General features: G+C 55.6%; 11 protein-coding genes. 3 read left to right on the top strand and 8 right to left on the bottom strand.

Features of this window, described 5'->3' with window-relative positions:
- Positions 1–13: 13 nt before the first annotated feature.
- The gene (locus GNT65_RS17620; RefSeq protein ID WP_160798514.1) at positions 14–1,921 is read left to right on the top strand and encodes an ankyrin repeat domain-containing protein; all 1,908 of its coding nucleotides are present in this window, start codon (positions 14–16) and stop codon (positions 1,919–1,921) included.
- A gap of 67 nt (positions 1,922–1,988) precedes the next feature.
- Here the strand turns inward: GNT65_RS17620 and GNT65_RS17625 are convergent, their stop codons facing one another.
- Positions 1,989–2,459: an Hsp20/alpha crystallin family protein gene (locus GNT65_RS17625; RefSeq protein WP_160798515.1), complete on the bottom strand. Its 471-nt coding sequence runs from the start codon at positions 2,457–2,459 to the stop codon at positions 1,989–1,991.
- Between the two features lie 379 nt (positions 2,460–2,838).
- Between GNT65_RS17625 and GNT65_RS20590 the strand changes: the two genes are divergently transcribed.
- Positions 2,839–3,282 (top strand): ABC-2 family transporter permease, encoded by a 444-nt coding sequence (locus tag GNT65_RS20590; RefSeq protein ID WP_219822476.1) that lies wholly within the window; start codon positions 2,839–2,841, stop codon positions 3,280–3,282.
- Positions 3,283–3,360: 78 nt separating this feature from the next.
- Here GNT65_RS20590 and GNT65_RS17635 read toward each other — a convergent pair whose 3' ends face one another.
- The 7 genes from GNT65_RS17635 to ilvC all read right to left on the bottom strand — a co-directional run bounded on the left by GNT65_RS17635 (position 3,361) and on the right by ilvC (position 13,114).
- Positions 3,361–4,503, bottom strand: a complete 1,143-nt coding sequence (locus GNT65_RS17635; protein ID WP_160798516.1) for a pyridoxal-phosphate-dependent aminotransferase family protein — start codon at positions 4,501–4,503, stop codon at positions 3,361–3,363.
- Positions 4,504–4,732: 229 nt separating this feature from the next.
- Positions 4,733–6,283: a threonine ammonia-lyase, biosynthetic gene (ilvA, locus tag GNT65_RS17640; RefSeq protein ID WP_160798517.1), complete on the bottom strand. Its 1,551-nt coding sequence runs from the start codon at positions 6,281–6,283 to the stop codon at positions 4,733–4,735.
- Between the two features lies 1 nt (position 6,284).
- The gene (gene ilvD, locus GNT65_RS17645; protein WP_160798518.1) at positions 6,285–8,135 is read right to left on the bottom strand and encodes a dihydroxy-acid dehydratase; all 1,851 of its coding nucleotides are present in this window, start codon (positions 8,133–8,135) and stop codon (positions 6,285–6,287) included.
- 112 nt (positions 8,136–8,247) lie between these two features.
- A complete protein-coding gene (locus tag GNT65_RS17650; protein ID WP_160798519.1) occupies positions 8,248–9,171 on the bottom strand; it encodes a branched-chain amino acid transaminase in 924 nt (307 codons plus the stop codon).
- Between the two features lie 26 nt (positions 9,172–9,197).
- Entirely contained in the window at positions 9,198–9,467 is a 270-nt protein-coding gene (ilvM, locus tag GNT65_RS17655) for an acetolactate synthase 2 small subunit (protein WP_144203851.1), read from the bottom strand.
- Positions 9,464–11,137, bottom strand: coding sequence for an acetolactate synthase 2 catalytic subunit (gene ilvG / locus GNT65_RS17660; RefSeq protein ID WP_160798520.1), 1,674 nt, complete (start codon positions 11,135–11,137; stop codon positions 9,464–9,466). The genes ilvM and ilvG overlap by 4 nt, the downstream gene beginning before the upstream one ends.
- Positions 11,138–11,632: 495 nt before the next feature.
- Entirely contained in the window at positions 11,633–13,114 is a 1,482-nt protein-coding gene (ilvC, locus tag GNT65_RS17665; protein ID WP_160798521.1) for a ketol-acid reductoisomerase, read from the bottom strand.
- A gap of 191 nt (positions 13,115–13,305) precedes the next feature.
- On the opposite strand from ilvC, the gene ilvY reads away from it, so the two are divergent.
- Complete coding sequence (gene ilvY / locus GNT65_RS17670; protein WP_160798522.1) at positions 13,306–14,190, top strand: HTH-type transcriptional activator IlvY; 885 nt, start codon at positions 13,306–13,308, stop codon at positions 14,188–14,190.
- The last annotated feature ends 12 nt before the right edge of the window (positions 14,191–14,202 follow it).

The following is a 14,202-nucleotide window of genomic DNA, read 5'->3' on the forward strand; positions in this document are numbered from 1 at the left end:
GGATTGAAACATAGTGAAAAAATTTTTTGTCGCCATCATCCTTTGCATGGCTTTTATCCTCTATTGGCAGACGCGTGACAGATCGCTCATTGTCCCTATTCAAGCGGCCGATACACCCAATGCCCCTATCGATACATCCGCTAACAAGGCGCCTGACACTTCGAGCCATTCGAAAGTACTCAATGAGTTAAATTACGCCGATTGCCGTAATACGCTTAAATCCGCCAAGGCTCTCAAGCAAAAATGGGCCGGACAGCAAGATTGGGATAAATTACTCGAACAGGGCCACTCCATAGATGACATTACCCTGGCCATGGCTCACTTTCTCAACACAAATTTTGCCGCCAGCTGGCGAGCCAAACAGCTCAAACATAATGCTCAGCTAAGCCTGGTCAATCGTAGCCTAAGCGAGCAGGTAAAAGCGCTGATACCTGACTTACCAAATTTCGTTCGCGTAGAACAAGCTGTTCCGCAGCCACAACTCAAAAACATAGCTGAGTTAAACCAAGAAGAGGCGCTAGCCCTCCTTGAGTCCACAGAGATTTCAATCGATGATCTAAACTGGCTACTGAAACAGGAGAGCTTACCTCAAACCCTCTTGCTAAAAGCGCTAAATCAAATCGAAGATGTTAACGCTTTGCTCGGCTACGGTATTACACAGAATGAAACCCTACATCTAATCGATACCGCTGCCTTTCATGGTCGCCATCAAGTGGTCTCGGCCCTACTGAACAAAGGTAGCCAACTGACGAATGATCCCTATCTGGGCACGACCATGGAATATGCCCTTGCAGGCCTCGATGATCGATTCCGAATGAACAAACTCAGCGATGATGAGGTCTTTAAACGCCAGATAGAGATCATCAGACTCCTGCAGTCGCTGGGGAGCCCGGCAAACTTCATCTCGAACACAGAACAGAGTGTTAAAGGATTCTTCCCAAGGCACTTTTACAGTTTCGACGCCCAGCAAATCGCTTTCCTACAGCAAACTCACGATTTAGCCTTGGCCCAAATCCTCCCCAAGCAAGGCCTGAAATTCGATAAACAGAGCGCCTTAATGCAAGCTCTCGAGAAAGAACTCGCAGAGCAGCTAACAACTATTGCTTCAGAGTCCGAGCGCAACCAATGCACGAAAATTGTGACTCGAGTCGATCAAGAGTGGCAACCTCGGGATCTCAACTTTTTCACCACCAAGCTCACTGATGAGGGGAAAACTGTCACCAGAGAAACCCTCAATGAAATCGATCCTATTCTGGCAGATTGTTTTTCGAAGTCAGCTCCAAATACACTTCCCGTAAGCTACCTTCACAACAGAGAGTTAGAAGATAAGGTTTACGGGTTCGCCCACGAAAATAAGATCTCAGAAGCCATAAGAGTGTTAGAGGAGGCACAACTAAATGAAGCGGAATATCGCCATTTCTTCTATCAACTGCTAGGTTACGACCCCGCTTATTTTGTACCTTTACAAACCAGTCGCTTGCATCAGGATAGGCTCTCTTATTCGCTGTTATACGACTCCACCAGGGGGAGAACAATCGATGTTATTGCGCAGGGTATAGATATAGACGAGCTCGATTATTCCGGCAAGAGCCTGCTCGATATCGCTATCGAAAGAGAAGATCTTCAACTGCTTAAGTATCTTATCTCGCAGCACATTCGCTACCCCAACAGAGTAGTGGGGCGGGATCCTTTATATCTCTTGTTAGACACGAGTGATCATAGGTTCAATCCGGATCAACTCATGACCTATTTACCGCATATCATGTCACTCGAACCGCCAATTCAGCCTGCCCATCTCAGACAGATGGCGCTTTTACGACTAAAATACACAAAATTATATGCTGACATGACAGCGCAATTCCCTCAATTAATCGCACCGGAAGACGCGCCACTTCCACCGGCAACCTGCTTATATTATTAACCCTGTCTAAAACGGTAAAAAGGCGCCCAACGGGGCGCCTTTGATCAACTCACTTTCGATTGACTTGCTATTCGTGGAAATCGACTCTTACCTTCTTAGCATCTCGCTGCAACTCGGCGGGTTTTGGCACATGAATGGCGAGCACACCCTTCTTGTATTGGGCGGTGATCTGGTCGGCGTCGATATTGAAGCCTAATGGGATCTGCCGTTGGAATGAGCCAAATGAACGCTCTCTGAGGTGATAGCCCTTTTCATCTTTCTCCTGCTCATGACGCTTCTCACCGCTGATGCTGAGGTAATTACCGCGGATGTCGACGTCGATATCCTTCTCTTCCATATCGGGCAATTCGGCCTTGATCTCGACATATTCGGCACATTCTTTGACATCTATGGCAGGCATGACACCCATCTCGGCGCGGGCGTTAGGCCAAGTGGTTAACCAGTCTTTAGCAAAATCATCGAATACATTGTCTAACCGCGAATGCAGAGCGGTTCGCGGATCATCTTTATGAAAGATGGAGGGGAAGAAAGATCGCATAACAAGCTCCTTTGTTGGCTGAATCTCCCTGAGGCAAGATTCAGAGGATTTACGAACAGCCCAAAGCGCAAGCCCTCTGGGCTCCCTACTATAATTTTAGTTCCCTGCTCCCAATTTACCTCTATGGCTAGATGCTATTTGCGGGTCAATTAATCCAAATCAAACCAGGACGGAAAAGTCCTTCCCTGCCACGTAATCGGGCACAAAATATGCCCAAGGCGGCAAATGAACGCCCCATGCAATAAAGACAAGACAAAGGCAATATTATTATGAGGTTAGATGAATTTTATCCGCACCTTATTCGACCACATTAGTTAAAGACAGCAAGGTGAGACTTAGGTATGCTTTAGACAACATATCTCATCGAAAGGAATCGTTCATGGACACCACATCCGTCGACAGCGCACAGACGGCAATGGAATCAAAACCAGAGTCGAAATCTGAGCCTTCTCAGCACATCCAGCCAGCCACACAAACGCCAGGCGTCGCCGTCCAGCCAGAGCCAAAACACTCGGGCCTTGGCATCGCCGGTTTCGTCCTGAGCATACTCTCCACCCTGCTGATTTTCGGCCTGCTCATAATTGCCGGCGTCTTGGAGGCCACCACACCCGGCGGCATAGATGAGACATCGCCCGAGGCGATCATCGTCGGCTTACTGCTCTTCGCCTTTATCGGCCTGACCTTGGTAGCCCTGGGGCTGGGAGTTGCCGGCCTGTTTCAGAAACAACGCAAGAAAATCTTTGCCATACTGGGCACCATATTCTCATCGGTAACCGTTCTGGCCACCCTGGCACTCATCGGCTATGGCACAACCATAGATTAGGCGATATTCACCAGCACAAAGCTATCGGCCAGCCAGCAAAAAGGGGGCCAAGGCCCCCTAGTTAGTTTCGAGCTTGAGTTAACTCAAGACCTCCTGCAGTGCTCGCAGGCATAGGGCGACATTCTCACGCCGCGCGCCGTAGCCCATCAGGCCGATACGCCAGGCCTTACCGGCCAGGGCACCCAATCCGGCACCTATCTCCAGATTATAGTTTTCGAGCAGCTGCTTACGCACGGCGCCATCGTCTACGCCCTCGGGAATATAGACGGCGTTGAGCTGCGGCAAGCGCGAAGATTCCGCGACCACGAACTTAAGCCCCAGGTTCTCCAGTCCGTCACGCAACAAGGCGTACATAGACTGATGGCGGGCCCAGGCATTTTCCAGCCCCTCTGCGGCCAGCAGGCGTAGCGACTCATGCAGGGCATACAGGGCATTGACCGGCGCCGTATGGTGATAGCTACGCTTACCGCCCGCGCCCTGATCGCCACTCCAGTAGCCCATGACCAGGCTCTGATCCAGGAACCAGCTCTGCACCGGCGTCTTACGCGCCTTGAGCTTCTCTACCGCCGCTGGCGAGAAAGAGACAGGCGACAGGCCCGGCACACAGGAGAGACACTTCTGGCTGCCCGAGTAGATGGCATCTATGCCCCACTCATCGACCTTGAGCTCCACGCCACCGAGGGAAGTCACCGCATCGACGATCGACAGACAGTCGTGGGCCTTGGCCAGCTGGCACAAGCCCTTGGCATCCGACAGCGCCCCGGTTGAGGTCTCGGCGTGCACGAAGGCGAGAAACTTGGCATCGGGATGGGCCTTAAGCGCCGCCTCGACATCGCTCAGCGATACCGGCGTGCCCCACTCGTTATCCACCACCACGGCGGTGGCACCGACACGCTCGACATTCTGGCGCATGCGCTCGCCAAATACGCCGTTACGGCAGACGATCACCTTCTCGCCCGGCTCGACCAGATTAACGAAACAGGTTTCCATGCCGGCACTGCCCGGCGCCGAGACAGCCAGCGTCATGGCATTTTCGGTCTGAAACGCATATTGGATCAGTGCTTTAAGTTCGTCCATCATGCCGACAAATAGGGGATCCAGGTGGCCTATGGTCGGTCTTGCCTGCGCCGCCAGAACCTCGGGATAGACATCCGACGGGCCCGGGCCCATTAAGACTCGGCGAGGGGGATTAAAAGGGGTAACTTTGGGTGCTGCTAACATCTCATATCCTCTATCAAGCCTTAGCTTGAGAAGTTAGGGTTAAGGCTAACTGTCGTTTTGATTTGATGACGAGACGCTTTACGCCCATCATCACCCTACGGATGAACAGTTATTCGCGTGCCATGACTGGCATCTTATTGCTCTGAATCTGTTGCAAGATAACATAAAAAAAGGCGCCATCGCGCCCCTTTAACGTTAAAGTTTGTCTCTGCTCGCGAAAGCAAAACTATTAGTCGCGATTATCCAGAAAAAGCTTATAGGCCGGGCTCTGGGTCTCTTCCTGATAGACGAAACCCAGCTCGGTAAGAAACTGCTGGAAGGCGATGCTATCGCTCTCGGGCACCTCGAAACCGGCCAGCACCCGGCCATAGGCTGCGCCATGGTTGCGGTAGTGAAACAGGCTAATGTTCCACTTGCTGCGCAGGGTGGTGAGAAACTTAAACAGGGCGCCGGGATGCTCGGGAAACTCGAAGCTAAACAGGCGCTCCTGCAACGGCTCTGGCGGCAGGCCGCCGACCATGTAGCGCACGTGCAGCTTGGCCGTCTCGTCGTGAGACAAGTCCTGCACCTCAAAGCCATCGCCTTCGAGCCGCGCCACTATCTCGTCGAGCTCCGCCTGGCCATGAGACAGGCGAATACCGGCAAATACCACCGCCTTCTCGCGGCTGGAGAAACGATAGTTAAACTCTGTCATGGCGCGCTTTTCCAGCAGCTCACAGAAGCGCAGGAAGATCCCCGGACGCTCCGGCACCTTCACCGCCAGAATAGCCTCCTTCTGCTCACCTAGCTCACAACGCTCTGACACATAACGCAGGCTGTGGAAGTTGACATTGGCGCCGCTGAGAATGGCCGCCACCTTCTGTCCCTTGCCCTCGTCGCCGATATATTTCTTCAGCCCTGCCAGTGACAGTGCCCCTGCCGGTTCGGCGATAGCACGGGTGTCCTCGAAGATATCCTTCACCGCGGCGCAGATCTCATCGGAAGAGACTGTCACCACCTGATCCACATACTCGCGGGCCAGCCTGAAGGGCTCGGCGCCAATCTGCTTTACCGCCACACCATCGGCAAACAGGCCCACCTGTGGCAGCACCACCCGCTCGTCGGCCTCCAGAGCTGCCTTGAGGCAGGCCGAGTCTTCCGGCTCCACGCCGATAATCTTCACCTGGGGCATCACCGCCTTATAGTAGGCCGCGATACCGGCGATCAGGCCACCACCGCCCACGGGCACAAACACCACCTCGAGATCCCTCTGCTGTTGCAGCATCTCCTGGGCAACCGTGCCCTGCCCGGCGATCACCGCCTCGTCGTCGAACGGCGCCACATAGATGCGCCCCTCATCGCAGGCAAGCTGCTGTGCATGTTCATTAGCCATGTCGAAGGACTGTCCGTGCAAGACGACCGTACCGCCGAGGCGACGCACCGCGTCCACCTTGATATCCGGCGTGGTCTGGGGCATGACGATCACCGCGCTCACCCCACGTGCCGAGGCTGACATGGCGACCCCCTGGGCATGGTTACCCGCCGAGGCGCACACCACGCCCCGCTGACACTCTTCCTGGCTTAGCTCGGCGATACGATTGTAGGCGCCGCGCAGCTTAAAGGAGTGTACCGGCTGCATATCCTCGCGCTTGAGGAACACCTGACACCCGAGGCGCGCCGACAGCTTATTGAGGCTGGAGAGCGGCGTCACCTTGGCGACATCATAGACAGACGACAGCAAGATCTTCTGCAGATAATAGTGGGCGAGATCCAGCTGAGACTGAGAGGCAAGGGCCAACATATTAATCCTCCAGCTTAGTGACATCGCGCACCGCACCCTTATCGGCACTGGTGGCGAGCATGGCATAGGCTTTCAGCGCCAGCGACACGCTGCGCTCACGATTGACCGGCTTCCAGGCCTGCTTGCCACGGGCCTCCATGGCCTGACGACGGGTCTCGAATTCTTCATCGCTCACCGCCAGAGTGATTGACCTTGCCGGGATATCGATCTCGATGCGATCACCGGTTTCCACCAAAGCTATGGTGCCACCGGCCGCCGCCTCGGGTGACACATGACCGATAGACAGCCCAGAGGTACCGCCGGAGAAACGCCCGTCGGTGATCAGGGCACAAGAGGTGCCCAGGCCCTTAGATTTAAGGTAACTGGTGGGATAGAGCATCTCCTGCATGCCAGGGCCGCCTTTAGGGCCTTCGTAGCGAATCACCACCACATCACCGGCAACCACTTCGCCGCCTAAGATACCGGCGACCGCATCGTCCTGGCTCTCGTACACCCGAGCATGCCCCACGAAGGTATGGTTAGCCTCATCGACCCCAGCCGTCTTGACGATACAGCCGTCCAAGGCTATGTTGCCCGACAGTACCGCCAGGCCACCTTCCTGACTGAAGGCAAATTCGCGGGTGCGAATACAGCCCTCTTGGCGATCCACATCCAGGCTCGGCCAGCGACAGCTCTGACTGAAGGCCTTAGTGGTGGGGATACCCGCAGGGCCGGCTGCATAGAACTGCTGCACCGCCTCATCCTGGGTCTGAACCAGGTCATACTGGGCCAGCACCGCCTTGAGGTTCTCGCCCGCCACATGGCTGACATCCGTATGCAGCAAGCCGGCTCTGTCCAGCTCACCCAGGATGCCCATCACGCCACCGGCGCGATGCACATCTTCCATATGATATTTAGGGGTCGACGGCGCCACCTTACACAGGTGCGGCACCTGACGAGACAGGCGGTCGATATCGGCCATGGTAAAGTCCACCTCGGCCTCCTGAGCCGCCGCCAGCAGGTGCAAGACCGTATTGGAAGAACCACCCATGGCGATATCCAGCGCCATGGCGTTCTCGAACGCCTTGAAGCTGGCGATGTTGCGTGGCAGCGCCGACTCGTCATCGTCGCGGTAGTAGCGGTTAGCCAGCGCCATCACCCGGCGACCAGCCTCTAAGAAGAGCTCTCGGCGATCGCTATGAGTCGCCAGCATGGAGCCATTGCCAGGCAGCGACAAACCTAAGGCCTCGGTCAGGCAGTTCATCGAATTGGCGGTAAACATGCCCGAGCAGGAGCCGCAGGTCGGGCAGGCGCTACGCTCTATCTTCTCGCTGTCTTCGTCCGAGACGCGATCGTCGGCCGCCGCCACCATGGCATCCACCAGATCCAGCTTTATCAAGTTATCCGACAGTTTGGTCTTACCAGCCTCCATGGGGCCGCCCGAGACAAACACCACGGGAATATTGAGCCGCAGCGCCGCCATCAACATGCCAGGGGTGATCTTGTCACAGTTGGAGATACACACCAAGGCATCGGCGCAGTGGGCGTTGACCATATACTCGACGCTGTCGGCGATCAGCTCCCGTGATGGCAGGGAGTAGAGCATGCCGCCATGGCCCATGGCGATGCCGTCATCCACGGCGATAGTGTTGAACTCTTTGGCGATACCACCCGCCTCTTCGATGGCGCCAGCCACCAGCGAGCCCATGTCCTTGAGGTGCACGTGTCCCGGCACAAACTGGGTAAAGGAGTTGGCAATGGCGACAATCGGCTTACCAAAATCGCTGTCTTTTACCCCGGTCGCCCGCCAGAGTGCGCGGGCTCCGGCCATGTTGCGCCCTTGAGTACTGGTAGCTGAACGTAGTTTTGCCATGACACTTTCCTTCTGTTGCGTTGGCGGCCTGGCCACCTGAGCTAAATTGGAGCCTCGGCGGCAAATCCACCGCCGAGGTTTTAATCTTATCTTAATTGCTGTGGTTTGCGCCTTAAAGCGGCTCTAACCAGCCCCACTTATCCTGGGTCTCGCCATTAAACAGGCCGAAGAAGCTCGCCTGCAAGGCCTGGGTCACAGGGCCGCGACCACCCGCGCCCACCTCGATTCGATCGACGCTGCGCACCGGCACAATCTCGGCGGCGGTACCCGTCATAAAGATCTCGTCGGCCAGGTAGAGAAACTCCCGCGACATAGGCTCTTCGACCACCTCATACCCCAGGTCTCTCGCCAGGGTCATGATGGTATCTCGGGTGATCCCCAAAAGAATGGCCGCAGTGGCCGGCGGGGTATAGAGTTTGTTCTTCTTTACCACAAACAGGTTGGCACCGGCGCCTTCACTCACTAGGCCGTTGACGTCCAGGGCGATCCCCTCATCGAAGCCGTTACGCTTGGCCTCGGTAGAGATCTGTAACGAGGAGAGATAGTTACCACCCGCCTTGGCACCGGTAGGTATGGTGTTTGGCGCCAGACGATTCCAGGAGGTCACTGCCACATCGACGCCGCGCTCCATGCTGTCCTCGCCCAGGTAGGCGCCCCAAGGGAAGGCGGCCACCATGAGATCGCACTGCGCATCCTTAGGCGGGGTGATGCCCATGCCCACGTCTCCAAAAAACACCAGGGGACGAATGTAGGCGCTATCGAGCCTGTTGCTCTTTACTATGTCGCGACAGGCCTGCATGGTCTCATCGAAACTATAGGGCACAGGCATGCGGTAGATCTTGGCCGAATCGTACAGGCGCTGCACATGGTCGGTTAGGCGAAATCCCGCCGGTCCCTGTGGCGTGTCATAGACGCGGATCCCCTCGAACACCGAGGTGCCGTAATGCAAGGCGTGCGACATCACGTGTACCTTGGCATCCCCCCAAGGCATGATCTCTCCATTAAACCAAATCAACTCAGCTGTTTTTGCGGGCATCTTCTCTCACCTGTCTGTTGCGCGTCTTAGGCGCTTGCGTGTTGGGGGTATCTTGTCGCGGCGGGCTTGGCCGAAAGGACCTCGCACTCGGTGACATCGATCAATTTGTTTAACTGATGGCTCAAAAGCTCAAGCGCGCGCTCGCTCTCCACCACCATGCCGAGTCGGGTGGTACCGTTGTCACCCAGGTGCATATCCATCTCGGTGACCTTGAATCCACGGTGGCGTGTGACTCGCAGGACACGTTCTACCACCTCGGGTTGCTGGGCTAAGGTTAAGGCTAGGTTATAGATCATGTCTGCTTCTCCATCTCATCCATCATGTCGCGGTTACTGGCGCCGGGCGGCACCAAAGGCCATACATTGTGGGCCTCGTCGCTTCTTACGTGCAGTAAGAAGGGCCCCTTTGCATCGAGCATCTCATCGAGCGCCGACTCCACCTCACCCGCCTGGGTGATAGTGCGCCCCGGGATATCGAAGGCCGAGGCCATGGTGACAAAGTCCGGGTTGTCGGAAAGATCTGTCTCGCTGAAACGCTCTTCGAAAAACAGCTGTTGCCACTGCTTCACCATTCCCAGTTTCTGGTTGTCGATCAGCAGGATCTTGAGCGGGATCTGACGTCGCTTGATGGTGGCCAGCTCCTGCACATTCATCATGAAGGAACCGTCGCCGGAGACCGCCACCACACAGGCGTCGGGTCTGGCCACCTTGGCGCCTATCGCCGCCGGTAGGCCAAAGCCCATGGTGCCAAGGCCAGCGCTAGAGAGATGATCTTCCGGGCGCCTAAACCACATATGCTGAGCGACCCACATCTGATGCTGGCCCACGTCGCAGGCCACCACGCTATCCTCGGGCAGCTTGGCCGCCAGACGATTGAGCAACTTGGGCGCGAAGATAAGCTCCCCGGGTCTGTCGTAACACCAGGCATGCTGGGCTTTCAATGCGGCAACCTCGGCCTGCCAAGACGCTATCTCCAGCGGCTGCGCCAACGCAGGCAAGATCTCACGCAGATCCCCGGCGATGGCCACATCCGGACGTCTAAGTTTGCCCAGCTCGGCGATATCGATATCCAGGTGCACCACCTTGGCATGCTCGGCGAAACTGGCCAGACGGCCGGTGACTCTGTCGTCGAAACGGGCGCCGACCACCAAGAGGAGGTCGCACTCCTGTACCGCCAGGTTAGCCGCCTTGCCGCCGTGCATGCCCAGCATCCCCAGATAACCTGGGTGGTCATGGGCTATGCTGCCGAGTCCTTTTAGGGTCGCCACCGAGGGCATGCCTGTCTTTTTGATAAAGCCTCTCAGCTGCTCGACCGCGCCCGCCATGCCGACGCCACCGCCCACGTAAAGCATGGGCCGCTGCGCCTGGGCAATCAGCGCCTTAGCCGCCTCAAGCAGGCTAGGGTCAACTTGGGGTTCGGCTTGTATCGCCTGAAGCGGCGCCTTGTAGTCCAGTAGGGCGATCTGGATATCTTTAGGAATGTCCACCAGCACAGGGCCAGGGCGGCCAGAGGCGGCGATTTCGAAGGCGCGATAGAGGGTAGGCACTAACTCATTGACATCTGTCACCATGAAACTGTGCTTGGTGCAGGAGAGCGACATGCCCAGCACATCGATCTCCTGAAAGGCATCAGTGCCGATCACCGAAGTAGACACTTGGCCCGTGATGGCCACCAAGGGCACGGAATCCAGCAGGGCGTCGGCCAGGGCAGTTACCAGGTTTGTCGCCCCGGGGCCCGAGGTGGCGAAGCAGACTCCCGTCTTGCCGCTGGCTCTGGCATAACCTACGGCGGCGAAGGCCGCGCCTTGTTCATGACGACTGAGCAGATGTTCAACCGGCGCACCGACCAGGGCATCGTAGATAGGCATAATCGCGCCACCTGGATAGCCAAATACCGTGGTCACGCCGTGCGCGGCCAATGCCTTGATGACGGCGTCTGCGCCTCTGATCTTCTGCCCTTGTTCCATCTGCCCTATCCTGCGTAATTAAATGTTTTTCTGGGTTAAGCAAGTCATGAGTGCTAAAAACAAAAAACCCCCGGTCCTTTCGGAGCGGGGGTTCTTGTTGCAATCTTGACCTGATTAGGTGTGTCGACGCGCCATGCGATGCCCCCGCTGTGATTTAATAATCACGACGGTAATAATCTCAATAATGAGGAGGGCAGCTTGGTTAAACATGGTGTCTCTTTGTTTCCTAATCTCTGTTTGCTTAAATTCTGTATCTCGGTCGACTCAATTTAGCCGACCTTTTAATCAATACCACAAAGCCAACGAATAACACAACCAAAACCTGCAACTATCTGTAAAAAGCCCTTTCACAGGCATCTTGGGCGGTGCTAGCAAGCCAATCAAGACCAGATATTTCCCTACTCATGTGACTCTTGGGCCGACTCAATGTTTCTGTGTCGAAACTGAGAAAGCTCGGCCCAACCACTAATAAATCGTGGATTAATATATTGATAATTAAGCTTCTTCTACGATGCGCTTCATCTCGGTCATGTAACCGCGAAGCTCGGCGCCTATGTACTCAACCGCGGTGTGGCGGATAGCCTCGTTCACCTCGATCAGACGCAGGTTATCGACGCCGTTGCCGCTGTCTTTCAGTCCGCCGCCCAGGTACTCGGGAGACATCTGATTAACATAATCACGCAGCAAAGGCACGGCGGCATGGTTAAACAGGTAGCAGCCATATTCGGCGGTATCTGAGATCACCACGTTCATCTCGTACAGACGCTTACGGGCGATGGTGTTGGCGATAAGCGGCGTCTCGTGCAGCGACTCATAGTAGGCCGACTCTTCGACGATACCGGCAGATACCATGGTATCGAAGGCCAGTTCCACACCCGCCTTGATCATGGCGACCAGGAAGATCCCCTTATCGAAGTAGGTCTGCTCATCGATCGCCTCATCACACTGTGGGGCATTCTCGAAGCCGGTCTCGTTGGTCTCGGCACGCCATTTCAACAAGTTGGCATCGTCGTTGGCCCAGTCTTCCATCATGGTCTTAGAAAACTCACCGCTAATGATGTCGTCCATGTGCTTCTCAAACAATGGCTGCAGAATCGCTTTGAGCTCTTCGGCCATCTCGAATGCCTTGATCTTGGCAGAGTTTGACAGACGATCCATCATGTGGGTGATACCACCATGCTTGAGCGCTTCGGTAGTAGTCTCCCAACCTTGTTGGATTAGCTTGGCGGCATAGCCAGGCTCGATGCCGTCGGCCACCATCTTCTCATAACCCAGGATGGCACCGGTTTGCAGCATGCCACACAAGATGGTCTGCTCGCCCATCAGATCCGACTTCACCTCGGCGATGAAAGAGGAGTGCAGCACGCCGGCGCGATCGCCACCGGTAGCACTGGCATAGGCCTTGGCCACTTCGAGACCATCGCCCTTAGGATCGTTTTCAGGGTGAACGGCGATCAGGGTCGGCACACCGAAACCACGCTTGTACTCTTCGCGCACCTCGGTACCCGGACACTTAGGCGCCACCATGATGACAGTGATGTCGGGACGCACCTGCATTCCCTCTTCCACTATGTTGAAGCCGTGAGAATAAGAGAGTACCGCGCCCTGCTTCATCAGCGGCATCACGGCATTAACCGCATCCGTATGTTGCTTGTCTGGGGTCAGGTTAAGCACCAAGTCCGCCTCAGGGATCAGCTCTTCGAAGGTGCCAACACGGAAACCGTTGCCGGTTGCTTTCTGGTAGGAAGGACGCTGCTCGGCGATCGCCTGTTCACGCAGGGCGAAGGAGATATTCAATCCAGAATCGCGCATGTTGAGGCCCTGGTTAAGGCCTTGGGCGCCACAGCCCAGGATGACGATATTCCAGCCTCTGATATAGTCACAGCCTTGACTAAATTCGCTGCGGTCCATAAAACGACACTGGCCAAGCTGCTCTAATTGTTGGCGTAAATTCAGAGAGTTAAAGTAATTAGCCATCAGATTCCCTACCTTTAAACGAAACCGTTGAAAATGGGCTCAACCGCCTTGGCCAAGCTGTGATTGAGATCAACTATAGCCCATGTCTTTTATTGCTTAAAATGATATATTCGAAACATCACATTGCATTTTGTGCAACACAAGAAGAGCCAGTTTCAGTCTCGGATCAAGGTAAAAAGTAAGGCGACACCATGGATATTCGAACCATTAAACTCTATCTGCACCTGAGCAACAGCCTGCACTTTGCCCGCACCGCCCAGCAGATGCATGTCAGCCCCTCCACCCTGAGCCGCACCATGCAGCGCCTTGAAGAGGAGGTAGGCGCCAAGCTGTTCGAGCGTGACAATCGAAGTGTGACCCTCACCAATGCCGGGATCGAGTATCGTCACTTTGCCGAGCAGACCCTGGATAACTGGAGTAAGCTGAAACACAGGCTGGATCCCAAGCAAGATCTACTGCGCGGTCGCCTCAACATCTACTGTTCGGTCACCGCCGCCTATAGCCATCTACCAACGCTGCTGGATCGCTTTCGTAACGAACATCCCCTGGTGGAGATCGCCCTCACCACGGGCGACGCCGCCAACGCGGTAGAGATGGTGCGGCAGAACCGTGCCGACATCAGCATCGCCGCCAAGCCCGAATCCCTGCCCGAGTCGTTGCACTTCATCAAGATAGACAATGTGCCCCTGGTGATCATCGCCCCCACCTTCAAATGCGCTGTGCAGGAGCTGCTGACCGAGCCCTATATATCCTGGGACCGCCTGCCCTTCATCCTGCCGGAACATGGTCCGGGACGACTGAGAATCGAAAACTGGTTCAAGCAGTTAGGGCTCAATGCCAATGTCTACGCCCAGGTCTCGGGGCAGGAGGCGATCGCCTCCATGGTGGCACTGGGCTGTGGGGTAAGCATCACCCCTGAGGTAGTGATTCAAAACAGTCCGGTGAAGGACAGGATCCAGCAGCTCAGCTCGCCGGTGGCCATTCCCCCCTTCGAACTGGGTTGTTGCAGCAAGAAGAGCCGTGAAGATGAGCCAGTGATCGCCGCCTTCGTCAAAGAACTCAATGCGGTCAACTAGCAAAAAATTTGC

It is taken from the genome of Shewanella insulae (genome assembly GCF_009831655.1).
Classification (GTDB): domain Bacteria; phylum Pseudomonadota; class Gammaproteobacteria; order Enterobacterales; family Shewanellaceae; genus Shewanella; species Shewanella insulae.

Excerpts from the sequence above, each read along its gene's own strand:
- ilvA (WP_160798517.1), bottom strand. The coding sequence starts at position 6,283 with ATGTTGGCCCTTGCCTCTCAGTCTCAGCTGGATCTCGCCCACTATTAT.
- GNT65_RS20590 (WP_219822476.1), top strand. The coding sequence starts at position 2,839 with ATGGACACCACATCCGTCGACAGCGCACAGACGGCAATGGAATCAAAA.
- GNT65_RS17650 (WP_160798519.1), bottom strand. The coding sequence starts at position 9,171 with ATGCCCGCAAAAACAGCTGAGTTGATTTGGTTTAATGGAGAGATCATG.
- ilvC (WP_160798521.1), bottom strand. The coding sequence starts at position 13,114 with ATGGCTAATTACTTTAACTCTCTGAATTTACGCCAACAATTAGAGCAG.
- ilvG (WP_160798520.1), bottom strand. The coding sequence starts at position 11,137 with ATGGAACAAGGGCAGAAGATCAGAGGCGCAGACGCCGTCATCAAGGCA.
- GNT65_RS17635 (WP_160798516.1), bottom strand. The coding sequence starts at position 4,503 with ATGTTAGCAGCACCCAAAGTTACCCCTTTTAATCCCCCTCGCCGAGTC.
- ilvY (WP_160798522.1), top strand. The coding sequence starts at position 13,306 with ATGGATATTCGAACCATTAAACTCTATCTGCACCTGAGCAACAGCCTG.
- ilvD (WP_160798518.1), bottom strand. The coding sequence starts at position 8,135 with ATGGCAAAACTACGTTCAGCTACCAGTACTCAAGGGCGCAACATGGCC.
- ilvM (WP_144203851.1), bottom strand. The coding sequence starts at position 9,467 with ATGATCTATAACCTAGCCTTAACCTTAGCCCAGCAACCCGAGGTGGTA.
- GNT65_RS17625 (WP_160798515.1), bottom strand. The coding sequence starts at position 2,459 with ATGCGATCTTTCTTCCCCTCCATCTTTCATAAAGATGATCCGCGAACC.